Below are 26,273 nucleotides of genomic sequence, written 5' to 3' on the forward strand. Positions count from 1 at the left end.
GATGATTTCGCATGATGTAAAGTTTATTTTACGTAATATGGATTGAAATCTTTACTTTTTGTGGTATGGTTTAAACATCCTCGTGGAGGATCAACTATCGCAAACAAGAAAAGACAGGATCGCCATCATGCAAAAAGACGCGCTGAATAACGTACGTATCACCGATGAACAGGTATTAATGACGCCGGAGCAGCTTAAAGCGGCCTTTCCCTTGAGCCTGGCGCAGGAAGCGCAGATAGCGCAGTCCCGGGGAATCATTTCTGACATTATTGCCGGGCGCGATCCGCGTCTGTTGGTGGTATGCGGTCCTTGTTCTATTCACGATCCTGAAACCGCTCTGGAATATGCCCGTCGATTTAAAGCCCTTGCCGCAGAGGTCAGCGATAGCCTCTATCTGGTAATGCGCGTCTATTTTGAAAAGCCGCGGACTACCGTCGGCTGGAAAGGGCTGATTAACGATCCTCACATGGATGGCTCATTTGATGTGGAAGCCGGGTTGAAAATAGCGCGTCAGCTACTGGTGGAACTGGTGAATATGGGGTTGCCATTGGCGACCGAAGCGTTGGATCCGAACAGCCCGCAATACCTGGGCGATCTGTTTAGCTGGTCGGCGATAGGCGCGCGCACAACCGAATCGCAAACCCACCGCGAAATGGCGTCTGGTCTTTCTATGCCGGTCGGCTTTAAAAACGGCACGGATGGCAGTCTGGCGACAGCGATTAACGCCATGCGCGCCGCTGCGCAACCTCATCGTTTTGTTGGCATTAACCAGGCCGGTCAGGTTGCGTTATTGCAAACCCAGGGAAATCCGCATGGCCATGTGATTCTGCGTGGCGGCAAAGCGCCAAACTATAGCCCGGCAGATGTCGCTCAGTGTGAAAAAGAGATGGAACAGGCGGGACTACGTCCTTCGCTGATGGTAGATTGCAGTCATGGTAACTCCAATAAAGATTATCGCCGCCAGCCAGCCGTTGCCGAATCTGTGGTTGCGCAGATTAAAGATGGCAATCGTTCAATCATTGGCTTAATGATTGAAAGTAATATTCATGAGGGGAATCAGTCTTCTGAACAGCCGCGCAGCGAAATGAAGTATGGCGTTTCCGTCACCGATGCTTGTATTAGCTGGGAGATGACCGATGCCCTGTTACGTGAAATTCATAAAGATTTGAGCGGCCAGCTGGCGGTGCGCGTCGCATAAGAGGTTGTTATGGTTGCTGAATTGACCGCGTTACGCGATCAAATAGATGATGTCGATAAAGCGTTGTTGAATTTACTGGCTAAGCGCCTGGAACTGGTTGCCAAAGTCGGCGAGGTGAAAAGCCGTTTTGGCCTGCCTATTTACGTGCCGGAGCGTGAGGCCTCTATGCTGGCTTCACGACGGGCGGAAGCAGAAGCGATCGGTGTCCCGCCCGATCTCATTGAAGATGTCCTGCGCCGGGTAATGCGTGAATCTTACTCCAGCGAAAATGATAAGGGGTTCAAAACGCTTTGTCCTTCTCTGCGTCCGGTCGTCATTGTGGGCGGCGGCGGACAGATGGGGCGTCTGTTTGAAAAAATGCTCACGCTGTCGGGCTATCAGGTCCATATTCTGGAACAGCAGGACTGGCCGCGCGCCAGGGACATTGTCGCCGATGCCGGAATGGTGATCGTCAGCGTGCCGATTCATGTTACTGAACAGGTCATAGCGCAACTGCCGCCCCTGCCGTCCGACTGTATTCTGGTCGATCTGGCATCGGTGAAAAGCGGTCCGTTGCAGGCAATGTTGACGGCCCATGATGGCCCCGTGTTGGGCTTGCATCCGATGTTTGGTCCGGACAGCGGGAGCCTGGCGAAGCAGGTGGTGGTCTGGTGTGACGGGCGTCAACCGGAAGCGTATCAGTGGTTCCTTGAGCAAATCCAGGTGTGGGGCGCGCGGTTGCATCGAATTAGCGCTGTCGAGCACGATCAGAACATGGCTTTTATCCAGGCGTTGCGCCACTTTGCTACCTTCGCTTATGGGCTGCATCTGGCGGAAGAGAACGTCCAGCTTGAGCAGCTTCTGGCGCTATCATCGCCGATTTATCGACTGGAGCTGGCGATGGTCGGGCGTCTGTTCGCCCAGGACCCGCAACTGTATGCGGACATTATTATGTCGTCGGAGCGCAATCTGGCGCTTATCAAGCGTTACTATAAACGTTTTGGCGATGCGATCGGGTTACTGGAACAGGGTGATAAGCAGGCTTTTATCGACAGTTTTCGCAAAGTTGAACACTGGTTTGGCGATTATGCCAGACGCTTCCAGAATGAAAGCCGTGTGTTATTGCGTCAGGCGAATGACAGCCGACCATAATGATGACATCTATACTAAAAGCCAGCTTTGCTGGCTTTTTTCGTTTAAGGAACCGTTATGACTACGCCGCACGTTTTATTTGATTATGTCGGACATCTACCAGAATGCCCCACATGGAGCGAGGATGAAAGCGCGCTGTATTGGACCGATATCCTGGAACAGGAGATCCATCGTTACCATCCGGCGAGCGGGACGCATAGCGTGCTGGCGTTTCCGGAAGAGGTGGGCTGTTTTGCCTTGCGTGAGCAGGGCGGATTTATTGTGGCCATGCGTCATGCTATCTGGCTGGCCGATAAAAATGGATTATTGCAGCGTAAGGTTTGCGACAATCCCTCTAATACGAAACTGGCGCGTTTCAACGATGGCGGCACTGATGGCGATGGACGTTTTTATGCCGGAACGTTCTGGGCGCCAGGTGACTATAATGGCGCGTTGCTGATGCGGATCGATCATGACCTGACGGCAAAAGTGATCCAGTGCGATATCCAGGGACACAACGGCCTGGCGTTCAGCCCGAATAACCAGTGGATGTATACCTCCGATACGCCGAATGGCGTGATATACCGCACGTTACTTGATAAGCATGGCGAACCGGGCAAGCGTGAACTTTTTCGCCATTTTGGCGAAGGAGAAGGACTTCCCGACGGCGCGGCGATGGATAGTGAAGGGTGCTACTGGAGCGCGATGTTTGACGGCTGGCGCGTGGCGCGTTTCTCACCGCAAGGAGAGCAGCTGGAAGAGTACCGGTTGCCGGTACGTTGTCCGACGATGGTTTGCTTTGGCGGCGCAGATATGAAAACGCTGTTTATTACAACTACCAGAGAAAATATGTCTGCTCAGGAAGTGGCGGATTATCCGCTCTCCGGCGCCATCTTCACCCTGCAGGTAGCCGTCGCAGGGATGAAGAAAAGCCGTTTTATTGAACGTCAGGCAGGTTCTACCGGCACGACGTTTTCGCTGGGATAGCAGCCAAGCACTTTCATTGAGCGCGTGATCTCGCCCAGCTCTTTTAGCGCGCTTTGCATTACCTGCGACTCCAGGTTCGCCTGAATATCGAGATAAAACATCTCTTCCCACGGATTGCCGTGAATGGGGCGCGACTCCAGTTTCGTCATGATGAGATTGTGGTTACGCAGCACCAGCAGCGCTTCGACCAGCGCGCCAGCTTGCTGCCCGGTGGCGATTAACAGAGTGGTTTTTGCCGGAACCTGATCGGAAACGTTGATGGCTTTGCGCGCCAGTACCAGAAAGCGGGTGATATTCTGCGTCTGGTTTGCGGCGATGCGTTCCAGCACCTGTAAACCGTGCAACATGCCGCCTGCCTCGCTGCCGAGCGCCGCGACGCGCGGAGAGTTCGCCTGCGCGACTTTTTCCATCGCTGCCGACGTACTCTCGGTATAGTTGATTTTCCAGTGCGGATAGCGGCTCAAAAACTTACTGCACTGCTGGAACGGCTGCGGATGGCTGTACACCGTTTCGATGGTATTCAGATCCGTAGCGCCGGAAACCAGTACGCAGTGATCGATAGTGACGGTCATCTCACCGACAATCGACAGACTGGTGTGTTGCAATAAGTCGTACACATCGTTGATAGCGCCGGAGCTGGTGTTCTCTATCGGAACCACGGCGTAATCGGCCTGACCGGTTTCGACCTGATGAAAAATATCGGCGAATTTTGCGCAGCCGCTCTCAATAAATTGCTCAAAATGGCGTGCAGCATACTGGCGCGCCGCGAGATGAGAATAGGAGCCTTTCGGCCCAAGAAACGCAATACGTGCCGAATGAGGGTGAGTATTATTCAGATGTTGTTGCAGCAGCGCCTGCTGAGTAAGCACGGAGTCTTCAATGATAAGCTGGAACAGACGGGTAATGTAGTGTGCGTCGAGATGGTGGGCTTTACCGAGATGGATGAGTCTGTCCAGCAGCGCGCGTTCACGATCGATATCCCGAACCGGACGATGCGACAGTAGTTTTGCTTGTCCCACTTCAATCGCCAGCGCGCGTCGTTTTGCCAGTAAGGCCAGTAACTCTTCGTCTAAAGCGCTGATTTTATCTCGCAGCGCCAGTAATGGGTTTTCCGATGTCATAGTGTTGCCTTTTTTGTTATCAATAAAAAAGGCCTCCCGGTGGGGGAGGCCTTCTTGTTCGTCTTCGCATTCTTTATCACATGACGAAACGCCTCCCGGTCAGGGGAAGATAAAAAAGAATGCGAAGAAAAACCGGGTGAGCTTCATAACTGTTTCCTTTGTGTACGTAAGTACAGTACCCGTACTGTTTTAATCCTGTCAACAAAAAACGCGCCCGAAGGTGCGATTGAAATACTTATTAAATAAGACGCTCTTATTTAAATCAATCAGTTATGAGCGCCTTATCAGCCCTAATTACCCCTAAAGTGCCTTAGTTGGTGGACATTATCTGGACACTCCCGCGCATAGGGTTAAACCGTATAGCATCGGATAAATAGTCCGGGGCGAAGTGAGCATACGTCATTGTTTGCTCAATAGTTGTATGCCCCAGGATTCGCTGTAGCGTGATAATGTTTCCACCGTTAATCATGAAATGAGTAGCAAAAGTATGTCGTAACACATGAAGCGCTTGTCCTCTTGGCAGGTCGGGTTTTACCTTACGGAGTACATCGCGAACTCGTTCATAGTTAGTGTCAAACAACTTTCCTGATTTGCGCGTAAGGATGTAGTCAGCTATCTCTTGTGAAATTGGAACTGTCCGGGCCGGGCCAGTTTTAGTCTTGACGAAAGTTACACGATTACTGATAACGTGTTCTGCTTTCAGATTACTGGCTTCGCCCCATCGCGCCCCTGTATTTAGGCATAACACGACAACCCTACGATCATCACCAGTGAGTGCCATTAATAAGTCCCGGATCTCCTCTTCTGACAGGAAGGACATTTCTGTGTTTTCCAGGCGTAGTTTACGCACCTTGTGAAATGGGTTTTCATGATGAAACTCCTCCATATCAATCAGCAGCCTAAACATGCTGGACATAGTACAAAAGTCCCTGTTTACCGTTCCGGCAGACACACCATCATGTAGCCTGCTTGCACGATACTTCATTAAAAAATTACGAGTCAGTTCGTAAACTCTGGGTTCGCCCATTTCACGGTTAATCTTTTCTAGCCGTTTTTTGTATGAGTCACCGTAATTATGGTTTTTACCGTGGTAACTCCACCATAGCGCGATCAAATCAGACAAAAGTCTTCTGTCTGCTGGTTTATCCTGCCACTCTTTATCGTGGAAGTTTGTCAAAACATATTTTTCATATGTCTGAGCTTCTGACTTCCTGTTGAATTTTCGGCGAATCCTCTTTCCTGAAGTTCCGCGCGGTCTTACGTCCACTTCATAACGACCATCATCGAGCTTCTTAATCGACATAGCGAAGCCCTCCGACATCTGAATCATTATGTAAATTATGTGCTAATGCGTATATAAAACAGACAATTAACCAGCCTTCTGGGTGGAGTGGGATGATTTTTTGTCGTCTTGCCCATCAGGGGAGAGAGACGGCGCGACCTGTCCCGCTGCCGGTGCTGTTTTGCCTGTCATTAACCAAAGCGTATATTTTTCAAATCTTGGATGCTGAGTGAACAACATGAGGTTGCCTTCAGTCATCTGTATGCCTTTCACTTCGTAATTAGTTAAAGTGTTGTAGGAAATTCCTATTATTTCAGATAGTTGACTTCTACTTAATCCCTCCGCCTTCCTAATTAATTGGATTTTCTTTCCTGCACTTGACGAGTTGGTCATATGTGACATATCCTTTGCTTGTCAGATGTGACATACAAATACACCCTAGAGCGGATTAAAGCGCCCTAAGAACCCAAACTGACGGAGGATAACACAGATGAAAGAGCTATCCGAAAATGAGATTTCATTACTGGTGACACCAGAACTTTTTGCTACCTACATAGGTAAAACACCGTCTGCGATCCGAAAAATGGCTTCTGCTAATAAGTTGCCAGTTGTACGCATGAAAGATCCTGATAACCCCTCGAAAAAAGGGGGAGAAATTTATATTCATCGTGGCGAATGGGATGATTACGCAGCTTACCTTGCGCAGTCTGCACCGCCTGAGTGGCATAACTGGAAAAACCGCTTATTTACATCTGAACCAGGAATCTTTAAAGAGTGGGCTAAGCGAGTTTTTACGACGAGTAAAACAACAAGCCATAGTAAAAAATAATTTTTTAATTTATTCGGGATTCACTATGAAAGCGAAATACGCCACGCTTATTCGTAGCCTGTTACGTACCTATCGCGAACAGGCAAGTGCTATTGAGAAGGAGTCATTCTCTGTTCATAGCGATGGTATCCAGTTAATGGAGCTAAATTTAAAACTGGCGAAGTGTCTCGAAGGTATGTCTTTAATGGCCAGGTTTAATAATGAATTTGAGGATTATTGTGAACTTCACGAAATTACTATGATGGCTTTTAATGGGAGTATTCCGGTTGATGATAATATTCCAGGCCTCATTTCACTCGCTTCATGCACTGTAAAAAATAATAAATCTGCTGTACAACTTACCGCCGTTCAACGTTAAGGAAATACCATGAAACATTTAATGATTGACCTTGAGACAATGGATAATAAACCAACCGCTGCAATTACTGCTATCGGTGCTGTTTTGTTTAATCCGGAAACGGGTGAAATGGGGGAAACATTCTATCGTCGTATCAGTCTTACAAGTAGCGTTGATTACGACTGCACGATGGGCGCAGATACCGTGTTGTGGTGGCTGCGTCAGTCCATCGAAGCAAAGAGCGAGATTATTAATGATGCGAATTGTCCGCTGGATACCGCCATATCTGACCTTTTCCATTTTATCTGTGAACTCACTGATGCACATCATTTACAGGTCTGGGGTAATGGATCGTCATTCGACAACGTTATTCTTCGTCATGCTGCAAATAAGGTCGGCTTGTTAAGCCCGATGTGGAATTACTGGAATGATCGTGATGTAAGAACAGTAAGTGCACTGGCTAAAGCTCTGGGACTGAATATTAATAATATTATTAAGTTTGAAGGCGTCAAACATCACGCTTTATATGATGCTATCCATCAGGCAAAAATTGTTTCTTATGTCTGGACGTACCTCATGAAAATAGCCAGTGTGAAATAACTATGCTGAAAGTGACCTCTCATGCAAGTGAAAGTGTCATAAATAAGGCATTTTCAGCGCTGACGGAATATTACAACGGCAAAAAGGTTTATCAGGTTATTAAGCCGAATCATTATTTTTCTGTTCATGTCTCCTATCGCTGGCGTCTGCTTAGTAAGAATAAGGGCAGGGACTGGGAATTAATGACGCATGAGCGATATAACAAACAGTATAAAATATAATTTTTGCCTTTCTTTCACTATTCATATCTGGATTATATATGAACGCTACGATACAACGGGACGTTGTGCGCCGCCTTGTCCGTGACTTTGAATTTAAAGAAAAAGATAAATATTTGCAGCAGGGCATATGCCCTGCCTGTCATAAACGTGAGTTATTTACCAGTATTGAGAAACCCTGGATTCTGAAATGTGGCCGTGAAAATAACTGCGGTCATCAGGTCGTTGTTAAAGAGCTGTATTCGGATATTTTTGAAGACTGGTCTAAGCGTTATCAGGACACGCCCGAAACCCCACATGCGGCGGCAGAAGCCTATCTGCGTGAGGCCAGAGGACTGAATACGGAACCACTGAAAGGCAGTTTTACCCAGGGTGCATTTGTGAAGGATGGTATGGGATCTGCCACTGTCCGGTTTAAGTTGTCATGTGGTGCCATGTGGGAGCGTATCATTGACCAGCCGCAGCGCTTCGGAAAACAAAAAGCGAATATCAAAGGAAGCTATGTTGGTCACTGGTGGGTACCGCCTTTTATTAACCTGCTGGAAGTGAACGAAATCTGGATCACCGAGGGCATTTTCAATGCACTGAGTCTTTGTCAGGCTGGCTTACCTGCGGTGGCAACACTGAGCAGCAATAATTATCCGCTGGCCGCGCTGGATACACTGGCCAAAGAATTGGGTGAAAAACCACGCCCGCGCCTTGTATGGGCGTTTGATGGTGATAAGGCCGGTACAAAACACACACTGGCTTTTGCTGCGCGCAGTGATGCAGCCGGCTGGAAAACGCGCGCCGCGCAGCCGATGAAATCATCGTCTTGCCTGGACTGGAATGATTTGCTGCTACGTGACCGTTTCAGTAAATCAGACATAAAAAATTACCGCTATTATGGAGATCTCCTGCTGGCGAAAAGCCCGACTGAAAAAGCCCTTCTTATGCATCAACATAATGAATGGCATTCGTTTTATTTTGAGTATGGCTCACGTATGTACTGGTTTGAGCTGGATCTTGACCGGTACACACGCGCACTGGATCGTATTACCAATACCGGAACCGAAGTCATACAGGAATGGGAGGCCAGAGAAAAAGCTGTTAAAGAGTCCGGATGTGTCACGGAAATTGCCAACTGCTGGCTGACTCCCCTGTATTTCCAGCGTTCTGAACCCACGGACGAGTCCTGGTATTACGTGAAGGTGAATATGCCAAACAGACCGGCTGTGAAAGACACCTTCACAGCAAATCAGCTTACCAGCTCCGCCGAGTTCAAAAAGCGCTTGTTGCATATTGCCAAAGGGGCTGTGTATACCGGAAGTACCAAACAGCTGGATAAGTTTATTCAGATGCGTCTTCCCGAAATCAAAGAGGTTAAAACGCAGAATTTTATTGGTTACAACAAGGATTATTCAGCGTGGTTGTTTAATCGTGTGGCCGTTTGCGATGGCCGGCTGTATGAAATGAATGACGAGGATTATTTCGAAATTAACCATGCAAGCGTAAAAAGCCTGAGTCTTACGCCTGTGCTGGATCTGAATCCAAAGCTGAATGAATTTACCACAGGCTGGATTGACGATATCTGGACGGCGTTCGGTGAAAAAGGATATGTGGCGCTGGCGTTCTGGCTGGGGTCACTCTTTGCTGAACAAATCCGCGAACGTGACAAGTCATTTCCGTTTCTGGAGATTGTCGGCGAACCCGGAACGGGTAAATCAACGCTTATTGAGTTCCTTTGGAAACTCGCTGGCCGTGAAGAATATGAAGGTTTTGATCCATCTAAATCGACGGCCGCAGCGCGCGGACGTAACTTTGCTCAGGTAAGTAACCTGCCGGTGGTGCTAATTGAAGGTGATCGCACCACGGACAACGCGAAACAGCGTGCTTTTGACTGGGATGAACTGAAATCACTGTATAATGGTCGGGCATCCCGCGCAGTAGGCATCAAATCCAACAATAACGAGACATATGAACCGCCATTCAGGGGAAGTATCGTTATCGCACAGAACGCAGATACAGACGGCAGTAAGGCGTTTCTGGAGCGTATTATCCATATCTACACTGACAAACGTGGCCAGTCCATTCAGACGCGACATGCCGCAGAGCGGCTTGAACAAATCCCTGTCAGTCGGGTGTCCGGATTCACGTTACTGGCGGCCATGCGTGAAAAAGAAATTATGGATACGTTCAGCAGGAGTTACGAACGCGCCCGTAATGAACTGGAGTCTGATGCGGATATTCGCCATATTCGTATTGCAAAAAATCACGCGCAGCTGGCTGGTCTGCTGGATGCGCTCGCGATTGTTGTACCGTTGCCGGTTGAGCGCATAGAAAAAACCCGTGCGGCTATCACTGCACTGGCCGTGGAACGCTGCCAGGCACTTAAAAAGGATCATCCTATGGTTCAGGAGTTCTGGGAGTTGTTTGATTACCTGGATGAACTGGCACCTTATGGCATCAATCATTCGTCTGATGAGAATGAAATAGCGGTTAATTTTAACCACATGGAGGAAGTCGCCGCTGCACACCGGCAGCGCATACCTTTTACCTTAACGGAAATCAAAAAGCTGCTTAAAAACGGTAATGAACGCCGTTTCATCAGGCAGGGAACCACACGCAGCGCAGTAAGTGAGCGTCATAATCGCGGTAAAGGGGATATGTCCAGAATGCCTGAGACCTTCCGGTGCTGGATATTTGGTCGAGAGAAATAAAAAAGGCACCGTGTGCGGTGCCATGTGTTATGCGGCCAGACTGGCTTTTAATAAATCCAGCGTCATTTGCTTCTGTTCTGGTGAGAATGAATTAATGATGGTCTGTAACATCATATCGCCTGTCTTCGCACTGGGGCTGAGTGTGTGGGAGAATGTCAGGTTCAGTACAAATGTATGTCCGCACTCCACATCCGTACAGGCGCAATAAATATCTGAAATATGGGGGTGTTTGGGATTGGTTTTTCTGATAACCGCTTTTGCCCCGCACTCCGGACATTTTACTTTCAGTACCCGCATATCCCTCGCTCCGTTAATCTGAAAACGCTGATATTTTAGCCTTTTTCTGGACATTAATCACCTTCCAGCTCACTGTCTTTCAGGAAATTAAGGTACAGGTGGGGCGGTACATCACTTTCCTGCGCCACTGCGGCGCTGAACATACGCTGAATGGGTAAAATCTCCGCTTTACGGTATGTTTTAGCCGCTTTTTCAATATCGCCCATTATAGCTCCGTTGGTGGGGATAATCCCTGCCAGACCTGCCGGAAAACGATGCGCGGTCAGCACGTCCTGGGCGCTGATGCTTTTGATGTTCTGAAACTCATCTTTGGCACTGATATCGCCAATCGGGATAAATTTGATGCCATCCGGATCGCCTTTGGGGATGTTCACAAACATGGTGCTGAAGTTCCCGATCCCCTTCGACTGCTCCAGCTTCTGAATGATTTCTTCTTCCACTTCGTCGGTCATATTCGGGTCGTTGCAATAAATCATGCCGCCCGTGTGACCACCGTTGTGGTAGTAACGCCGGCGAAAAATCGTGGCTTCACCGTTGAGCATGGCGGAGTGGATGCCGCTGATGTAATCCGGAAGACCATAAATGGCCTGTTGCGGGTCGTACTGCCTGAGAAAAATAATATCTTCAGGCGGATAAATTACCGGTTCACCCTGCTGAAGTACAACAAATTCCCCGGTCTTACGCTGGCGGGTATAGAGTGCCGGCAGCGGGTAAAGTGCGATTACATCCCCCCAGCCGTTACGTACCTTGAGAATGGCCACATCACCGAACGTCAGCCAGTCAAACACGGCCGCGCCCAGTTGCTCATGCGTCAGGCCGCCGCCATTATAATTTGCTGTCACCATATTGCGGCGGGCATACAGCACGCCACCGTGCTGCGCGTTCAGGTTTACCAGTTGCGCCAGCGCCAGCCGGTCAATCGGGAGCGTCCAGTGTTCCGCTTCATTGTCATACCAGACGTCTGTATAGTTCGTGCCGGTCGTCAGAATGGGTTCTGGCTTACCCAGCGTGATAAGGCTCATATGGCGCGGTCTGGTAACGGTGCGGCGTTCCCTGTATTTCCGTTTTTTCATGCTGCTTTCCCTAAGTTGCCCCAGCGTGATTTTCGCTGGTTTTCAAAGTTTAATGGTTCGTTGTCAATGGCATGGGCGATAGCCCAGAAGCTGTCAGCGTGGCCGGTTTCAGCTGTGCGGTCGGCGACAAATGTCATGGCGTTACCGCTGGCCGTGGACGTTCTGCGGATGGTCATAAAGCTGGCAGCGATTTCCGTCTTCTCCTTATCCCATTCCACGCGGTTGTCTTCGATAACGTCGATCATCTTCATCACCAGGCGGTTTTTCGTTTCCACGCCGTAGCGGATAGCCACCGCCTGACGCATGGCAAAATGCTGCACATCCTCAAAGACACCACTCCCCAGCCCGGTGATATCAATGCCGATGTAGGTCATGTTGTACTGGCCAAACAGCTTCTTAATTTGTGCCGCCTGCCATTTCCAGTTCATTCCCTGCCAGTGGAATACGCGCAGCACGCGAAATTTTTCGCCCGCCACGATCGGCGGCGCGATAATCACGAAGGTGGATGTGTCCCCGCTGCGTGCAGGGTCATAGCCTGCCCACACTTCACGATTGCCGAATGGCCGTGGCAGGTTTTCGTCATGATCCTCCCAGATATCCGGATCAACACAGCAACGTTCGACGTGGGAGAACGAAAATACGCTGTCCTTGCTGTCCACGAACACGCACATGTACAGCATGTTAAAGGTGTCGCGGTTGTAGCGATTGCGCAGCTTATCGATGCTGGCCAGGTTAAACCCGCCTGCGATCGCGTCTTCCAGCGTGATGATGTAGCGCCACTGGCCATCAGGACATAACCGTCCGCCGTCACGCAGCTCCTTCTCTGTTGGGAACGCCACGCGTGCGCGTTTTTTGTCGCCGCGCTTCCACTCTTCGCCTGTCCAGAACGGGTATGCCTGGTGTGTTTTGCTGCTGGGTGTGGAAAAGTAAGTGGTGCGCCATTTGTCGTGTGTGGCCATTGCGCTGGCCACTTCGTTTAACTTTGCAAAGTTGGGTACCCAGAAATATTCATCACAGTACAGATGACCACTGTATGACTGGGCGGTGTTCTTGTTGGTTGACAGGAAGCGCAGCTCCGCGCCGTTGGACAAACGGATGGGGTTGCCGGTCAGCTCCACGCCGAAATACTGCTCCGCAATGTTGACGATATAGCTGCGGAATACTTCAGCCTGGGCTTTTGAGGCGGACAGGAAGATTTGTGGATCACCTGTCATAACCGCATTCTCAAACGCTTCTATTGAGAAATACCAGGTTGCGCCAATCTGGCGGCTTTTCAGGATGTTCCTGATTTGCTGATGAAGATTGTCGCGAAGGTGTTTCTGGTAGCCGAAAAGGTGCTCCAGCGCGAAACGGTCAAAATCCTCCTGGGTTAAGTGGCTGATATCGTTCTTTTTGTATTTGCCGCGTTTCCGGTGCTTTTCGTCGCCACAGGACTGGCGGGACGCCGGCGCATCACTTTCACTGTGTTTAATTTCTGCCAGCTTTTCCTGATGCTTATTATGCTGTGCACGGAGTTTCACCAGGTGAGACACGAGGCTGTCCAGCTCCCGCAGCTCCAGTTCCGATTTCCCTTCACGTAATGTCAGTGACTGAATACGGCGGTTTAATGCGTCTTCTGTTGATTCATGACTGAGTAATTCCGCCCAGCAATATTTCTCCGCCCAGTAATAGACGATACGTCTGTTAGGCAGATTAAGTTCATCGGCAATTTCCTGCGGAGTATATCGTTTTAAATAGAGTGCCCGTGCAACGCCTTTTAATTCTTCACTGTATTTCGCCATTGGCTTCCTTGCCTTTATGTCAGTACTGTCTTTTCGGTTAAATCCGGAAGCAGTGGTATGTATGAATTATTCAGCAATTTGGTTTTCTTTTTTGAAAATAATTTCGTGGATATACGGATAAGCGACATAACCGAATTATTCCGGAATGAAGTGAATGCGGAAGCTAATTTTATTGGCGATACTGAAAACCGCAGCAGGAAGGGAGGCAATATGTCAGCTTCACAACTGGCAACAAACTGGATTTGTATCGCTACTGCGGGTGAAACGGTTGATAAGCGGGCTATTGAAGAGCAATGGCTACTGGATGCCGCTGAATTATACGACCCCTCTTTGTATACGGCGCTGTTATGGCCGGAGCATTCCCGTAATTTCGGGAATATGGGGGAGGTGCTGGAATTAAAAGCTGAACGTGATGATGAAGGTATTTTGCGTTTATATGCTCGTTTATGTCCTGGTATTTCGTTACTTCAGGCGAACGCCAACGGGCAACTTTTATTTTTGTCGCCGGAATTCACACCGGACGGTAATTTCCGGAACACCGGTAAAACCTATCTGGAAGGGCTGGCAGTCACTGACAGCCCGGCAGGAGTGAGCACCACACGGCTACGTTTCAGCCGCACCAAAGGAAAACGCATCGGCCCGTATAAGCCGCTGGCGTTTGATGAAGTCAGGGAATTTAAAAAGGAAAAGGGAATGTCTAAAGCGAAAAAAGGCTGGCGCCATTTTTTCAGTATTGAAGAACCAGAAGCGACCGCGGAGCAGGAAACATCACAGCCTGATGCTTTACAGGCGCTCGCTGAAGCGCTGGATGCGATTGATAAGCGTGTATCTGCCATTGAAACCCGTTTGGGTGAGGCGGAAGAAGCGGTATCTGATGTCCAGGAAGATGTGGACACCGTTAAGGAAGTGGTGGATACCGAAGATTTTGCGCGCCTGGTAGGGAATCTGCCAGAACTGGTGAAAAACTTCAGCAAGCTGAACAGCAAAGTTACCCAGTTGCCGGATAAAAAATTCAGCAAGGGCAAAAAAGGCTTCAATTTCCTGTAAGGGATAACACAACTTTTCTTTAAGGAAAAAGAATATGCAATTAAATGCGAAAGCCCGTGAGTTTCTGCGCCAGTATCACAATGGTCTGCGTGAATCCTACGGTGCGACCGATGACGACCGCTGGTTTGCGCTGTCAGATCCGAAAGAAACCCAGATGCGTAATGCGCTACTGGAGGAGTCATCTTTCCTGAATCTGTTGACGGTTGCTGATGTGGATCAGTTACAGGGGCAGGTGGTTCCGGTTGGCAGTTCTGGCCTGTATACCGGGCGTGTGCTGGATGGCCGTTTCCGTAAAAAAGTGGGCGTCAGCGGCAATGATTACAGGCTGGTCGAAACAGATTCGTGTGCCGCACTGACCTGGCAATTGCTTTCTGTCTGGGCGAATGCCGGCGATGAAAACGAGTTTTTCCAGCGTGTCCAGGAGTTCACCAATCAGGCGTTTGCGCTGGATATGCTGCGTATCGGGTTTAATGGTACCAAAGTGGCAGAAACCACAAATGCGGAAACCAACCCGAACGGCGAGGATGTGAACAAGGGCTGGCATCAAATCGTTAAAGAGTGGAAGGATGGCCAGCAGATCATCACTGATAAGGTTGTGCTGGACGGTGACGGTAAAGGTGATTACGTGTCGCTGGATGCGATGGCATCCGATCTTATCAATGCCAAAATTCCGGCACAGTACCGTAATGATCCGCGTCTGGTGGTTCTGGTAGGTGCTGACCTGGTGGCGGCGGAGTCGTTCCGTCTGTATCAGAAAGCTGATAAACCCACTGAAAAGATTGCGGCACAGCTGCTGTCTGACAGTATCGCCGGCCGTACGGCTTATGTTCCTCCGTTTATGCCAGGCAAGCGCATGATTGTTACCACACTGCCTAACCTGCATATCTACACCCAGCGCGGTACGCGTCAGCGTAAAGCGGAGTTTGTGGAAGATCGCAAGCAGTATGAAAACAAATACCTGCGTAATGAAGGCTATGCCGTGGAATATCCGGAACTGTATGCCGCATTTGACGAAAGCGCGGTAACGATTGGGGCAACGGCTGCACCGTCAGCAGGCGCATAACGGGGGAAATAATGCAGTTGTCACCGGCACAGCGACACAGCGCGCGTATTGCAGCAGAACGGCTGCTGCGTCAGCAACAATCTCTCGACAGTGAAACCAGTCTGCACGTCCAGATTGCGGCACTGGAAAAGGATGTGGCAGCGGCCGCAGCGATTAGCAACCGTGCGGAGCGCATGGAGTTCAAGCGTGATGTGCTGTTGCCCCGCTGGATGCCGACCGCACAAACCTGGCTGGAAAGTGACAGCATGCATCAGAATCCCGTTTTTGCCTGGTGTGTCATCTGGCTGTTTGATACCGGCCAGTTCGATCAGGCGCTGGACTGGGCGGATGTGGCCATCGAACGGGGGCAGGAAACCCCGGCCGCGTTCGGCAGTGCGTTCCCGGTGTTTGTGGCCGATACGGTACTGGCCTGGGCGGAGACGGAAGCCGCACAGGGGCAGGATGTGGAGCCGTATTTCAGCCGCACGCTGGGAAACGTTATGCAGCACTGGAATGTGTATGAGGTCATCAAGGCCAAATATGTGAAATTTGCCGGTCTGCACCTGCTACGCGATGAGAACGGAGAGCCACGCGCAGCGGCAACGGAAGACAGGGATGTATTGCTCCGGGCGAAGGATTTGCTGGAGCAGGCGAAGGGATTCGACCCTAAATGTGGTGTCGGCACGATGTTGCAGCGCATTGCTGCACGTCTGCGGGCGCTGGATAAGTAATCACAGGCTACCGACCCGAAAGCGGGCGCGGTGGAGGGGAGCGCATCAGCGTATCGCCCGTGGAAACCGGCCAGCCCGCTTTTTTCCGGAGGAACAGGATGTTCAGCGGAACTGCAATTGATTTTGATGATGCCATTCTGACTAATGATGGCTTCTGGCCAGACCTGAGCGTGAAGGATTTTCAGTCCCAGCGTGCTATTCCTGCCGATATCGACGCAGCCACCATCCGTCAGGCGCTGCTGACCGCAGCCGGTGAAATCAATGATGATCTGGTCAGGGTAGTGGCGGATTGTCGCCTCAGTGGCCATGCAAGCGCGGCGGACGTTCCGGGCGTTGAGATTGACGGTGAAAATCTGTTGTGCGCCCGTTACCGCAAGGCTGTTTTTGCCCGCGCCAAAGCTGACCTGATGGGCGAATTTGCGTCTGTTGGGCGCCGTGAAAGCCATCCTGGGCAGGAAAGCGATGAAACCCGCTCCAGTCTGATAGCGGAATCCACGCTGGCGGTACGGCGTATCAAAGGGCTGAAACGCATCACGGTGGCCATGATATGAGCCAGCTTACCGAATTAACGGATTTTCTCATTGCGAACATGCCCAGACGGGCAATGCAGGGATTTGACAGCCAGATGGATGAAATCGCATTCATCCCGGCACAGCGTGACACCGGGCTGGGGCAGTATCGCATTGCCATCATTCGTTATAACGCCGTGCTGACGTGGGAGCGTTATCCCTACCGTGAGTACGATCCCAAAATTCTGATGGCGTTATTTATGTCGTGGCTTTGTCAGGATGAGCGGGCGCTCTTTGAGGAAACCGGCATTGATGCCGAATTACCTGAATTTGATATCGAAACCATCGACCAGGAAACCGCCATTATGGTGGTGACGCTGCCAATGGTGGAGGAACTGAATCTGATCCCCGATCCCAAAGGTCAGATCCCGTTTGATGGCCAGCGCTGGAAGCTGGCAAACCCCGAAGTCTGGACGGCGGATGAGGTGACGGTGATCCCCGTCAATGAGGGGGATGGATGATAAATGGCGAACTGAACCAGGAACAGTTCCGCCAGCTACAGGAGGCGCTGAAAAAGCTGGATTTGCCTCCTGCCAGACGTCGCCGGCTGTTGTGGCGCATGGCGAAATACGGCGTGGAAGCCGCAGCAAAGCGCAATGTGCGCAACCAGCAGTCACCGGAGGGGGATAAGTGGCAGGGGAGACAGACCCGGCGTAAAGGCAAGATGTTGCGCAATATGCCGAAACTTATCCGCATCCGTGAAATGCCGGAAACGGATTCCGTCAGGTTGTATCTGGCTGGTGGCCATTACCGGAATGCGAAGGGAAATCTGCCTGCCGGCGTGGTGGGTTATGTCCAGCAGAATGGCATGAGCGTAACCGTCAACCGCAGGCAGGTGGAAGGCCGTGAGCAGGGGGATAAACCTGCATCACTGCGACAGGCGAAACGTCTGCGTAAGGCCGGGTATAAAGTCAGGCGCGGCAAGCGCTGGCGTAAGCCCGGTTATAAGGAAATACAGGAAAAAATGACCGCCAGACAGGCAGGTTTGCTTATCCGGATACTGGAGGACAAACCGGTCAAAACATCCTGGCAGATTGATTTACCTGCCAGGGCGTTTCTGGGGATAGGTCAGGATGATTTTAACAGATCGCTGGCACGACAGCTTCAGGCTATCGGGTTCGGCTGGGATGTTAACGCGCAGGATATCAGGGGGAGAGCATGACCTGGCCAATCGTAACCGTTAACCAGGTAAACCAGTTACTGGGTGAAACCAAAGAGGTGGAACGCACGTTGCTGTTTATCGGTACGGGTACCAAAAATGTGGGAAAAACTCTGGCTGTTAATGCACAGAGTGACTTTAACGCGCTACTGGGTGAGGGAAACAGTCCGTTAAAAAGTGATGTACTGGCTGCACTGGCGAACGCCGGGCAGAACTGGTGGGGGTTCATCCATGTGCTGGCCGCTGACAGTGAGTCAGGGGCGTGGGTTGATGCCGTCAAAGCTGCACAGGTTTCCTGTTCGGTGGAAGGTGTGGTGCTGTCGGATGATGTGGCTGCAAAAGAGCAGATTAACCAGGCGGCAACGTTGCGATCCGAACTGATTGCAAAATACGGTCGCTGGGTGTGGTTCATTCTGGCCGTACAGGGTATGCAGGAGGATGAATCACAGGCGGATTATCTGAAACGTCTGTCCACCCTTCAGCAGGGTATTGCTGAAAAAGCGGTGCAGCTGGTTCCGCGTCTCTGGGGGAATGAACCGGGTGTTCTGGCCGGTCGCCTCTGTAATCGCGCTGTTACCATCGCTGACAGTCCGGCGCGGGTAAAAACCGGGCCGTTACTGAATCTGGGCAGCGATGAACTGCCGAAAGATGGGGCAGGGGCAACGCTGGGGCTGGCTACCCTTCAGGCGCTGGAGGCACAGCGCTACAGCGTGCCGATGTGGTATCCGGACTATGACGGCTTTTACTGGGCTGACGGTCGCACGCTGGATGTGGAAGGAGGTGATTATCAGTCCATTGAGACGCTGCGTATTGTGGACAAGGCCGCCCGTCGTGTCCGTCTGCTGGCTATCGGTAAGATTGCCGATCGCTCCCTGAACAGTACACCGGGAAGCATTGCCGCACACCAGACGCTGTTTGCCCGTCCGCTGCGTGAAATGTCCACGGCGGCCAGCATTAACGGTGTGTCATTTCCGGGCGAAGTGAAGCCACCGCAGGACGGTGACGTGACCATTGTCTGGAAGAACAAAAAGGCGGTGGATATCTACATTGTGGTGCGTACGTATGAAGTACCACTGCAAATCACCATCAGTCTGTTACTGGATGCGAGTCTGGAGGCCAGCGCATGACCAAACGTATTTCAGGGATGTCCTTTGACGTCTACGTGGACGGCGACCTGATCCACATTGAAAAAATTTCGCTGGATATCACCGACAACAGCGCCGCAGCTCAGACACGCGGTGTACCTGACGGCTATGTCGACGGCGATGTGGCCGCAGAGGGTGAAATTGAAGTCAGTTCAAAAGTGCTTCAGGTACTGACGGCCAAAGCCCGTTCAGCCGGTTCATGGCGGGGCATTCCCCCTGTGGACTTCCTTTTTTACGCCAAAGCCGGCAGCGAAGAAATGAAGGTGGAAACCTTCGGTAATAAGCTCCAGCTCAATAGTGTACTGGATGTTGATCCGAAGGGCAGCAGCGTGTCCACCCATAAAATTAAATACTTCGTGACCAGTCCGAAGTTCGTCAACATCAACGGCGTTCCGTATCTGGAAGCGGAGGCCACGGAAAACCTGATTGGATAAGGGGCAGCAGGGATGCAGGACTATGAAAAGGGATTTATTGCCCTTGTGGTTATGGGGGGGCTGATTGCACTGGGGAAACTACTTAACAGTGACGAGCCGATTACCCTTCGTCTGGTGGCCGGCCGTGTCATTGTCGGGGCCGGGTTATCTGTTATTGCCGGCGTTGCTCTTTACTTTGTACCAAATATTCATCCGCTGGCATTGCTGGGATTTGGTTCTGGTCTGGGGATTCTGGGACAAAACGTGGTGGAAGCATGGTTACGTAAACGTGGATTTGCCGGAATTTTGGGCAAGGGGGTGACAAAGTGACACTGAGCGAAAAACAACAGTTGTTTACCATTATGGTGGCAAATCTGATCCACTGGGCAGAAGAACACGGCTACCGGCTGACGTTCGGGGAGGCTTACCGCACGCCGGAACAGGCGGCGCTGAACGCTAAAAAGGGTAGCGGTATTACCAACAGTCTGCATACCCGGCGTCTGGCGGTGGATTTTAACCTGTTTGTTAACGGCCAGTACCAGACCCGCACAGAGGATTACCTGCCGCTGGGCGAATACTGGGAGTCACTGGGCGGCAGCTGGGGCGGGCGCTTCAAATCCAGGCCGGACGGCAATCATTTCAGTCTGGAACATGACGGGGTTCGCTGATGGATCGTGTGGTAGCGGGCTGGCTTGTGACGGTTGTTCTGGCCTTCTGGGCAGGCTGGAAGGCGGCTAACTGGCAGCGTGACAGTATCGATCTGGCCATCAGCCGGTCAGCCAGCGCTACCGGGGAAACGCTGGCGAGCGTGGCCAGTGAATCCGGGCGAAAACTGGAAGAACAACTGGAGGCTTTGAAAAATGCGCCGCCGCGTGAAATTCGTACGGAGGTGGTTAAACCGGTGTTTACTAACGTGTGCCTGTCTGATGACTTTGTCCGCATGTACAACGACGCCGTCACCAGTACCGAACGTACGTTATCAGGAAAACCTGAAAACTAAATGTGCCACGCAGCTGCCGCGCCTGAATGGCACGCAGGGAAAAGATGCGGCGGAATTACTGACACTTTATCTGGAGTTATACGGGCAGTGTGCTGCACGTCATAACACGCTGGTTGATGAAATTAATTTAAGAGAGAATATTATTTATGGAAAAAATTAATCTGGTTGTATGTAAGAAAGAAATTACGTTTGAACCAAATCAGACGGCTTATAATAAATTCATCAATGAAATGGCGATGGATAATAAAGTGGCTCCAGCCCATAGTTATCTTATGCGTATTGTTGTACCAGAGTGTAAAGAAGCGCTGGAAGATATTCTGAAACGTCCGGGGGCAGCGCTTCAACTTGCAGGGAAAATCAATGAACTTTATGCGCCAGAACTGGAAATTGAAGTAAAAAACTGACAAAGCGAGTCCGGTCAATCGAACAGAACGGACTCGAACAATATCTGATTTTACGGCGTCATTATTTACCGCACGGTCAGGATTCCGTGGATGATATTTCCGCCGCTATCTGGCTGGATAATCGCCACTGGGAAAATACGCGCATAGCGGTTGCTAACGGAATAAGCACCGCATTTAAAGGTTCAGGATGAAACAGTTAGATTTTACATTAAGCCTGATTGATAAACTGACGCGCCCGTTAAAGCAGGTGCAGAGCAGTGTCACAGGCTTTGCGGAAAAATCGAAAGCGGCCTTTACGCAGATTGGGGGCGGTGCGCTGGCTTTAGCCGGCACAGGGATGGCCATCAAAGGGGCGTTATCGCCGGCTATTGAGATGTATGACGCACTGAATGACGCTGCGGCAAAAGGGATTGATGATCAGGCTTTAAAGGCTGTCCAGCGTGATGCGCTGCGGTTCAGTATGACCTACGGTGCCAGCGCGGTGGAGTTTGTTAAGTCCACAGAAAATATTAATGCCTCCATTGCCGGCCTCGCCGGTAATGAGCTGCCGAAAGTGACAAAAGTTGCTAATACCCTGGCATTTGCCCTGAGATCCACATCTGCCGAAACGGCGGAATTTATGGGGCAGATGTTCGGTAACTTTTCCGCTGATGCGGAGCGTCTGGGCAAGGTTCAGTTCGCTGAGCAGCTGGCCGGAAAAATGGTGTATATGCGCAAGGTCTTCGGTACCGAAATGGGCACTATCAAAGACCTGATGGAAGGGGCGCGGGGCGTTGGTACCAACTACGGCGTCGGACTGGATGAACAGCTGGCCGTACTGGGGCAGCTTAACCGCACGCTGGGAACGGAAGCCAGCAGCGCTTACGAAGGCTTCATGACCGGAGCCATTGAGGGCGGTAAAAAGCTGGGGCTGTCCTTTACGGATGCCACCGGCAAAATGCTGTCCATGCCTGAAATGCTGATCAAGTTACAGGGCAAGTATGGCAAAAGTCTGGAAGGGAACCTGAAAGCACAGGCGGAGCTGGATGCGGCATTTGGTGACAGTTCGGCGGTGGTGAAACACCTGTACGGCAATGTGGCCTTACTGCAACGTAACATCACTGAGCTGGGCGGTTCTGACGGGCTGAAGCGTACACAGGAGATGGCCGGCAAACTGGTGAAACCGTGGGATCGCTTTGTACAGATCCTTAAGTCTGTTCAGACCGTCATTGGACTGACGTTGATCCCCGTTCTGTATCCGGTGCTGAACCGCCTGGCTGATATGGGACAGACCTTTGCCCGCTGGATGCAGTTGTTTCCCAACATTGCGCGTGTTATCGGTTATGCGGCTATGGCGTTGTTGGGGTTTGCTGCTGCCGGCGCAATAGCTAACATCGTTCTGGGCGTCTCAAAACTTATTAAGCTGGGTGCGATTGCTCTCTGGAAGACACTGACTTCAGTCACGAAGATATACACCGCCACCGTCTGGATTGCCTCAAAAGCTGTAGCGGCATGGAATCTGACGCTTAAATTTCTGCGTGGTACGCTTCTTGCGGTTCGTATGGCGGCAATTATGGCCGGAATTGGCATAAATCTGATGAGCTGGCCGGTTCTGCTGGTTATTGGTGCGATTGGCCTGCTGGCAGCAGGGTGTTATCTGCTGATTAAACACTGGGACGATGTACAGGCGGCGGTGATGAATACGGCAGCGTTTACCGCTGTGGCTGGCGTTGTCGAATGGCTTGCCGGTGTGTTCTCGACGGCATGGCAATGGATTAAGGACGGCTGGAACGGCTTTATTAATCTGCTGACGGGATTTTCACCTTCACAGGCATTAAGCGGGATGGCCGGTGGTATTGTATCCATGTTTGATAATATCTGGCAGTCCGTTAAAGGTAGCTTCCTGAAATCATGGAACTGGATTGTAGAAAAGTTGAATAAAATACCCGGTGTCAATATTTCGCTGGCTAACGAGTCACCTCCGGCACTGACAACAAATACGCTTTCTACTGGTGGAGAATTAAAAGGAATTGATAAAGGTGGTATTAGTAAATCTGTTAGTAATAACTCAAGGGTTGTGACGGATAACAGTCGGAAAATTAATACTGTCAATATCTATCCAAAAGAAATGATAACGCCGGGGCAGTTAATGGAGTTTCAGGAGCTGGGCGTATGAATGAAATCCTGTATGTTGATTTATTAATTCAGGGAAATGACTTTGTCCTGAATACCGGTAATGAACCTGAATTATGTAATAACCGTAAAAGTATCGGGCAGGACATTATTCATTCCATTATTGAAAGCGGTCTGGCGACGGAATTAATTGCCGAGAGAAGCCCGACCATGCGGGCAGATATTTTTACCCGTATGGAATTACTGATTGAGGATGATGAACGTATCGTTCCGGGAACAGTGGAAATCGGTGAAGAAAGCCGGACACGGTTGTGGATCACGGCCAGCACTTATGACTTCGGCGGAATATCGGTACAGGTGGATTTATGACGGAAAAGCCACAGGTTGACTTTGAAGAGGTGGTGAAAGCCAGCGGTATGCCGGTGACGGAAGAAGAGATTCGCGATCGCTTTAATGCCATTGCGACGGAGGAGGGAATTATCACGAATACCTCCCGTATGTCTCCGTTCTGGCGACTGGTCACGGCCATTGTAACCGCGCCGGTGATGTGGCTGAAGGAGGTTTTGGTCTCCACCGTACTGGCCAATATGTTTGTGGCCACGGCCAGTGGAAGCATGTTACGGCTGCTGGCATGGGCGGTGAATATCACGCCGAAGCCCGCCAGCGCTGCACAGGGCGTTATCCGTTTTTACAAGGAAGACGCCAGCGCCGTGGTGACGGTGAAGGCCGGAACGGTGATACAGACAGAACGTATTAACGGCAGGGTGTATGAACTGGCCATCACGGAAGATGTGGTGATTGCCTCCGGTACCGCCAGCGCACTGCTGCCGGTAAAGGCAACGGGAACGGGCGGCGCATATAACCTTGCGCCGGGATATTACCGCATTCTGCCGGTGGCCGTGGACGGCATCAGCCATGTGGCCAGTGAAGAAAACTGGCTGACCGTACCGGGCGCGGATGAGGAAAGCGATGATGAACTGCGTGAGCGTTGCCGTAACCAGTTTAACCTGGTGGGCAACTACCATACGGACGCGGTATACCGGTCGATGATAGCCGGTGTTGCCGGACTGAGCATTGACCGGATTTTCTTTGAGCACGAAGCACCGAGGGGGCCGGGGACAGCCAACGCCTATTTATTGCTGGACAGCGGCGTGGCTTCTGCGCCGTTTGTGGATGCCGTGAATGACTATATCAACACGCAGGGGCATCACGGCCACGGGGACGATATGCAGTGTTATGCCATGCCGGAAACCCTGCACGATCTGGCGGTCACTGTCTGGGTCAGGAACCTGAACAACATCAGTGATGATGAACAGAAGCGCCTGAAGGACGGTATTGAAAACCTGATCCGGTGCGCCTTCCGGGAAAATACGGACTATGACGTCAGAAGGACGTGGCCGTATTCACGGTTCTCCTTCTCGCAGCTGGGGCGCGAAATCCATAAAAATTTTCCGGTAACAGAATCGCTGAATTTTTCGCTGGATGACATTGCCAGTGAGCTGAATGTGCCGCGCCTGAAATCGCTTGTGGTGAGTATTGAGAATGAATGAGTTCATGAAAAAACTGGCCGGAATGGTACTTCCCTCCTGGATGGACAGGGGCGAGCCGCGAAAACTGCTGCAAACGGCGCGTCGGTTCTGGGCGGAAGTGTACGGCTGGGTGACGTGGCCACTGAACCAGTTTGATCCGCTGACCTGTACACCGGCGTTACTTAACCTGCTGGCGTATGACCGGGACATTTCCCGCTTTGACGGGGAGCCGCTGGAACTGTTCCGCAGGCGTGTGGCGTATGCCTTCGTGAATGCGCGTGACGCCGGTTCTGTTGAGGGATTTATCAGTATCTTTGAGCGGCTGGGGATCGGGTACGTTGAACTGATGGAGCGCCAGCCGGGAATTGACTGGGATGTGATTCAGGTTCGCGTCACGGACAGCCAGATTGCGACTAACACGCAGCTGATGATCCAGATTATCCGGCAGTACGGGCGGACATGCCGCCGTTACCAGTTTGAAGTGATCACGTCCGAACGGCTGACTATCCGGGCGGGATGGGATCAGGGGGAATATGTGGTTTATCCGGCAGCACTGAGCGGTACGGAAACCAGCAGCGCAACGTACAGCGCAGGGTTATAAGGGGATTATATGTCACAGACAACAATCACACTGGCATTTGAACAGTGGAAAGCGCAACAGGGCACCACGGGGGAGCCTGTTCTGCTGGATGAATTTGTGTTCGCTAATGTGCCGGCACTTGACCCGGATCAGCCGGTTGACCGCAATGAAACCCTGCCACCGGCTGAACAGATTGTTCACCGGCAGGCCGTCAGCCGTAAGGGCGTGGTGAATGACAACGCTGTGGTGCATTCCGTCGTACTGGGGGCTGATGTGGGGGATTTTTCCTTTAACTGGATTGGTCTGATTAATAAGGCCAGCGGTACGCTGGCAATGATTGTTCATGCGCCATTACAGCAAAAACTTAAAACAGCTGAAGGGCAACAGGGGAACGTGCTTACACGCTCGTTTCTGATGGAATATAACGGCGCACAGGCTGAAACCGGAATTAATACGCCTGCTGAGACCTGGCAGATTGACTTTACCGCGCGTATGGCCGGAATGGACGAGCGCCAGCGCCTGGAAAATATCGACATCTTCGGGGCGGCGGCGTTTTTTGGGGACGGCTATCTGGTCGGGAAAAGCGGGAATCAGTTTTATGTGACCAAAGGTACCGGCTATGTGGCAGGTCTGCGCACAACGCTTGCAGAAAACCTGAATATTACCGTGACAACCAGGCCAGTCAAAGTCTGGCTGGATGTATGCTGGACAGGAACGCTTACCAGCGTGTGGGGTGTGCAGTCCCGTATTACGGTTGCTGACAACCTGGCGGATTATGTGCAGAACGGCGTACAGCATTATGTGTTTGCGGTGGCGGGTATTGATGAAAACGGCAATATTACGGATTTACGCCCGAAAGGGACACTGAATGAGCAGCAGGCCAGCGATGCGCTGAGAAAACATGAGCAATCCCGTAATCATCCGGACGCCACTACCAGCGCGAAGGGGTTCACTCAGTTAAGCAGCGCGACAGACAGCACCAGTGAAGAACAGGCCGCTACGCCGAAAGC

The 26,273-nt window shown here is 51.2% G+C and carries 33 protein-coding genes, 1 pseudogene and 1 other annotated feature; of the genes and pseudogenes, 27 read left to right on the top strand and 7 right to left on the bottom strand.

Going from position 1 to position 26,273, the window contains the following annotated elements; genetic code table 11:
• Window positions 1–127 precede the first annotated feature (127 nt).
• The 3 genes from aroF to NA986_RS10055 are packed head-to-tail and all read left to right on the top strand — an operon-like array spanning window position 128 to window position 3,295.
• A complete protein-coding gene (gene aroF / locus NA986_RS10045) occupies window positions 128–1,198 on the top strand; it encodes a 3-deoxy-7-phosphoheptulonate synthase AroF (protein ID WP_001168062.1) in 1,071 nt (356 codons plus the stop codon).
• A 9-nt stretch (window positions 1,199–1,207) separates the two neighbouring features.
• Entirely contained in the window at window positions 1,208–2,329 is a 1,122-nt protein-coding gene (tyrA, locus tag NA986_RS10050) for a bifunctional chorismate mutase/prephenate dehydrogenase (RefSeq protein ID WP_000225185.1), read from the top strand.
• 57 nt (window positions 2,330–2,386) lie between these two features.
• A complete protein-coding gene (locus NA986_RS10055; RefSeq protein ID WP_000210993.1) occupies window positions 2,387–3,295 on the top strand; it encodes an SMP-30/gluconolactonase/LRE family protein in 909 nt (302 codons plus the stop codon).
• Here NA986_RS10055 and pheA read toward each other — a convergent pair.
• The 4 genes from pheA to NA986_RS10075 all read right to left on the bottom strand — a co-directional run bounded on the left by pheA (window position 3,256) and on the right by NA986_RS10075 (window position 6,091).
• Entirely contained in the window at window positions 3,256–4,416 is a 1,161-nt protein-coding gene (gene pheA, locus NA986_RS10060) for a bifunctional chorismate mutase/prephenate dehydratase (RefSeq protein ID WP_023181675.1), read from the bottom strand. The two genes, NA986_RS10055 and pheA, sit on opposite strands and share 40 nt — an antisense overlap.
• A 22-nt stretch (window positions 4,417–4,438) precedes the next feature.
• Window positions 4,439–4,564, bottom strand: a sequence feature (Phe leader region).
• Complete coding sequence (gene pheL, locus NA986_RS10065) at window positions 4,516–4,563, bottom strand: pheA operon leader peptide PheL (RefSeq protein ID WP_010989056.1); 48 nt, start codon at window positions 4,561–4,563, stop codon at window positions 4,516–4,518. It overlaps the preceding feature by 48 nt.
• A gap of 162 nt (window positions 4,565–4,726) precedes the next feature.
• A complete protein-coding gene (locus tag NA986_RS10070; protein ID WP_024132356.1) occupies window positions 4,727–5,719 on the bottom strand; it encodes a phage integrase in 993 nt (330 codons plus the stop codon).
• 66 nt (window positions 5,720–5,785) lie between these two features.
• Window positions 5,786–6,091: a helix-turn-helix domain-containing protein gene (locus NA986_RS10075; RefSeq protein WP_000185337.1), complete on the bottom strand. Its 306-nt coding sequence runs from the start codon at window positions 6,089–6,091 to the stop codon at window positions 5,786–5,788.
• Between the two features lie 97 nt (window positions 6,092–6,188).
• Between NA986_RS10075 and NA986_RS10080 the strand changes: the two genes are divergently transcribed.
• From NA986_RS10080 to NA986_RS10100, 5 genes are read left to right on the top strand one after another with little or no spacing between them, the layout of a single operon-like run.
• Window positions 6,189–6,527 (top strand): Cox family DNA-binding protein, encoded by a 339-nt coding sequence (locus NA986_RS10080; protein WP_000661531.1) that lies wholly within the window; start codon window positions 6,189–6,191, stop codon window positions 6,525–6,527.
• Window positions 6,528–6,552: 25 nt separating this feature from the next.
• The gene (locus NA986_RS10085; RefSeq protein WP_000645096.1) at window positions 6,553–6,885 is read left to right on the top strand and encodes a hypothetical protein; all 333 of its coding nucleotides are present in this window, start codon (window positions 6,553–6,555) and stop codon (window positions 6,883–6,885) included.
• A gap of 9 nt (window positions 6,886–6,894) precedes the next feature.
• Window positions 6,895–7,464 carry a 3'-5' exonuclease gene (locus NA986_RS10090; protein ID WP_000681787.1) on the top strand — a complete coding sequence of 190 codons (570 nt, stop codon included), beginning with the start codon at window positions 6,895–6,897 and terminating at the stop codon, window positions 7,462–7,464.
• A gap of 2 nt (window positions 7,465–7,466) precedes the next feature.
• A complete protein-coding gene (locus NA986_RS10095; protein ID WP_000922120.1) occupies window positions 7,467–7,685 on the top strand; it encodes a ParE family toxin-like protein in 219 nt (72 codons plus the stop codon).
• A 38-nt stretch (window positions 7,686–7,723) separates the two neighbouring features.
• Window positions 7,724–10,381 (top strand): toprim domain-containing protein, encoded by a 2,658-nt coding sequence (locus tag NA986_RS10100; protein ID WP_000994501.1) that lies wholly within the window; start codon window positions 7,724–7,726, stop codon window positions 10,379–10,381.
• 27 nt (window positions 10,382–10,408) lie between these two features.
• Here NA986_RS10100 and NA986_RS10105 read toward each other — a convergent pair whose 3' ends face one another.
• The 3 genes from NA986_RS10105 to NA986_RS10115 are packed head-to-tail and all read right to left on the bottom strand — an operon-like array spanning window position 10,409 to window position 13,532.
• Window positions 10,409–10,678, bottom strand: coding sequence for an ogr/Delta-like zinc finger family protein (locus NA986_RS10105; protein WP_001264830.1), 270 nt, complete (start codon window positions 10,676–10,678; stop codon window positions 10,409–10,411).
• A gap of 53 nt (window positions 10,679–10,731) precedes the next feature.
• Window positions 10,732–11,751, bottom strand: coding sequence for a phage portal protein (locus tag NA986_RS10110; protein ID WP_000746494.1), 1,020 nt, complete (start codon window positions 11,749–11,751; stop codon window positions 10,732–10,734).
• Window positions 11,748–13,532 carry a terminase large subunit domain-containing protein gene (locus tag NA986_RS10115; protein ID WP_001151938.1) on the bottom strand — a complete coding sequence of 595 codons (1,785 nt, stop codon included), beginning with the start codon at window positions 13,530–13,532 and terminating at the stop codon, window positions 11,748–11,750. The genes NA986_RS10110 and NA986_RS10115 overlap by 4 nt, the downstream gene beginning before the upstream one ends.
• Window positions 13,533–13,742: 210 nt before the next feature.
• Here NA986_RS10115 and NA986_RS10120 point away from each other — a divergent pair, with 210 nt between their 5' ends.
• The 19 genes and pseudogenes from NA986_RS10120 to NA986_RS10210 form a co-directional block, all read left to right on the top strand.
• On the top strand, window positions 13,743–14,579 hold the full coding sequence (locus NA986_RS10120) for a capsid scaffolding protein (protein WP_023375469.1): 837 nt from the start codon (window positions 13,743–13,745) through the stop codon (window positions 14,577–14,579).
• A 34-nt stretch (window positions 14,580–14,613) separates the two neighbouring features.
• On the top strand, window positions 14,614–15,642 hold the full coding sequence (locus NA986_RS10125; protein ID WP_001176503.1) for a phage major capsid protein, P2 family: 1,029 nt from the start codon (window positions 14,614–14,616) through the stop codon (window positions 15,640–15,642).
• 11 nt (window positions 15,643–15,653) lie between these two features.
• On the top strand, window positions 15,654–16,352 hold the full coding sequence (gene gpM / locus NA986_RS10130) for a phage terminase small subunit (protein WP_001177276.1): 699 nt from the start codon (window positions 15,654–15,656) through the stop codon (window positions 16,350–16,352).
• A gap of 98 nt (window positions 16,353–16,450) precedes the next feature.
• Window positions 16,451–16,903, top strand: a complete 453-nt coding sequence (locus tag NA986_RS10135; protein ID WP_000491223.1) for a head completion/stabilization protein — start codon at window positions 16,451–16,453, stop codon at window positions 16,901–16,903.
• The gene (locus NA986_RS10140; RefSeq protein WP_000080871.1) at window positions 16,900–17,382 is read left to right on the top strand and encodes a phage tail protein; all 483 of its coding nucleotides are present in this window, start codon (window positions 16,900–16,902) and stop codon (window positions 17,380–17,382) included. The genes NA986_RS10135 and NA986_RS10140 overlap by 4 nt, the downstream gene beginning before the upstream one ends.
• Window positions 17,379–18,083 (top strand): hypothetical protein, encoded by a 705-nt coding sequence (locus tag NA986_RS10145; protein WP_000606933.1) that lies wholly within the window; start codon window positions 17,379–17,381, stop codon window positions 18,081–18,083. The genes NA986_RS10140 and NA986_RS10145 overlap by 4 nt, the downstream gene beginning before the upstream one ends.
• Window positions 18,080–19,207, top strand: coding sequence for a DUF2586 domain-containing protein (locus tag NA986_RS10150; RefSeq protein WP_000220184.1), 1,128 nt, complete (start codon window positions 18,080–18,082; stop codon window positions 19,205–19,207). The genes NA986_RS10145 and NA986_RS10150 overlap by 4 nt, the downstream gene beginning before the upstream one ends.
• Window positions 19,204–19,659, top strand: coding sequence for a phage protein (locus NA986_RS10155; RefSeq protein ID WP_000166745.1), 456 nt, complete (start codon window positions 19,204–19,206; stop codon window positions 19,657–19,659). The genes NA986_RS10150 and NA986_RS10155 overlap by 4 nt, the downstream gene beginning before the upstream one ends.
• Before the next feature lie 12 nt (window positions 19,660–19,671).
• Window positions 19,672–19,968 carry a phage holin family protein gene (locus NA986_RS10160; RefSeq protein ID WP_001154426.1) on the top strand — a complete coding sequence of 99 codons (297 nt, stop codon included), beginning with the start codon at window positions 19,672–19,674 and terminating at the stop codon, window positions 19,966–19,968.
• Complete coding sequence (locus tag NA986_RS10165) at window positions 19,965–20,306, top strand: M15 family metallopeptidase (protein WP_000175558.1); 342 nt, start codon at window positions 19,965–19,967, stop codon at window positions 20,304–20,306. Before NA986_RS10160 ends, NA986_RS10165 begins: the two co-directional genes overlap by 4 nt.
• Window positions 20,306–20,638, top strand: coding sequence for a hypothetical protein (locus tag NA986_RS10170; RefSeq protein WP_000376378.1), 333 nt, complete (start codon window positions 20,306–20,308; stop codon window positions 20,636–20,638). Before NA986_RS10165 ends, NA986_RS10170 begins: the two co-directional genes overlap by 1 nt.
• Entirely contained in the window at window positions 20,565–20,798 is a 234-nt protein-coding gene (locus NA986_RS10175) for a hypothetical protein (protein WP_001747519.1), read from the top strand. The genes NA986_RS10170 and NA986_RS10175 overlap by 74 nt, the downstream gene beginning before the upstream one ends.
• Window positions 20,785–21,042, top strand: a complete 258-nt coding sequence (locus NA986_RS10180) for a putative phage tail assembly chaperone (protein ID WP_000411500.1) — start codon at window positions 20,785–20,787, stop codon at window positions 21,040–21,042. The genes NA986_RS10175 and NA986_RS10180 overlap by 14 nt, the downstream gene beginning before the upstream one ends.
• 47 nt (window positions 21,043–21,089) lie before the next feature.
• Window positions 21,090–21,233, top strand: coding sequence for a DUF6890 family protein (locus tag NA986_RS10185; RefSeq protein ID WP_371061717.1), 144 nt, complete (start codon window positions 21,090–21,092; stop codon window positions 21,231–21,233).
• Window positions 21,230–23,197, top strand: coding sequence for a phage tail tape measure protein (locus NA986_RS10190; RefSeq protein WP_000811100.1), 1,968 nt, complete (start codon window positions 21,230–21,232; stop codon window positions 23,195–23,197). Before NA986_RS10185 ends, NA986_RS10190 begins: the two co-directional genes overlap by 4 nt.
• Window positions 23,194–23,523, top strand: coding sequence for a DUF2590 family protein (locus NA986_RS10195; RefSeq protein ID WP_001002797.1), 330 nt, complete (start codon window positions 23,194–23,196; stop codon window positions 23,521–23,523). The genes NA986_RS10190 and NA986_RS10195 overlap by 4 nt, the downstream gene beginning before the upstream one ends.
• A complete protein-coding gene (locus NA986_RS10200) occupies window positions 23,520–24,704 on the top strand; it encodes a baseplate J/gp47 family protein (RefSeq protein ID WP_000136927.1) in 1,185 nt (394 codons plus the stop codon). The genes NA986_RS10195 and NA986_RS10200 overlap by 4 nt, the downstream gene beginning before the upstream one ends.
• On the top strand, window positions 24,697–25,284 hold the full coding sequence (locus NA986_RS10205) for a phage tail protein (RefSeq protein WP_001001824.1): 588 nt from the start codon (window positions 24,697–24,699) through the stop codon (window positions 25,282–25,284). Before NA986_RS10200 ends, NA986_RS10205 begins: the two co-directional genes overlap by 8 nt.
• Before the next feature lie 9 nt (window positions 25,285–25,293).
• A pseudogene (locus NA986_RS10210) lies at window positions 25,294–26,259 on the top strand (phage tail-collar fiber domain-containing protein); the annotation flags it as partial.
• Window positions 26,260–26,273 lie beyond the last annotated feature (14 nt).

The organism is Salmonella sp. NW177, from assembly GCF_051811585.1.
In the GTDB taxonomy this organism is placed as follows: domain Bacteria; phylum Pseudomonadota; class Gammaproteobacteria; order Enterobacterales; family Enterobacteriaceae; genus Salmonella; species Salmonella enterica.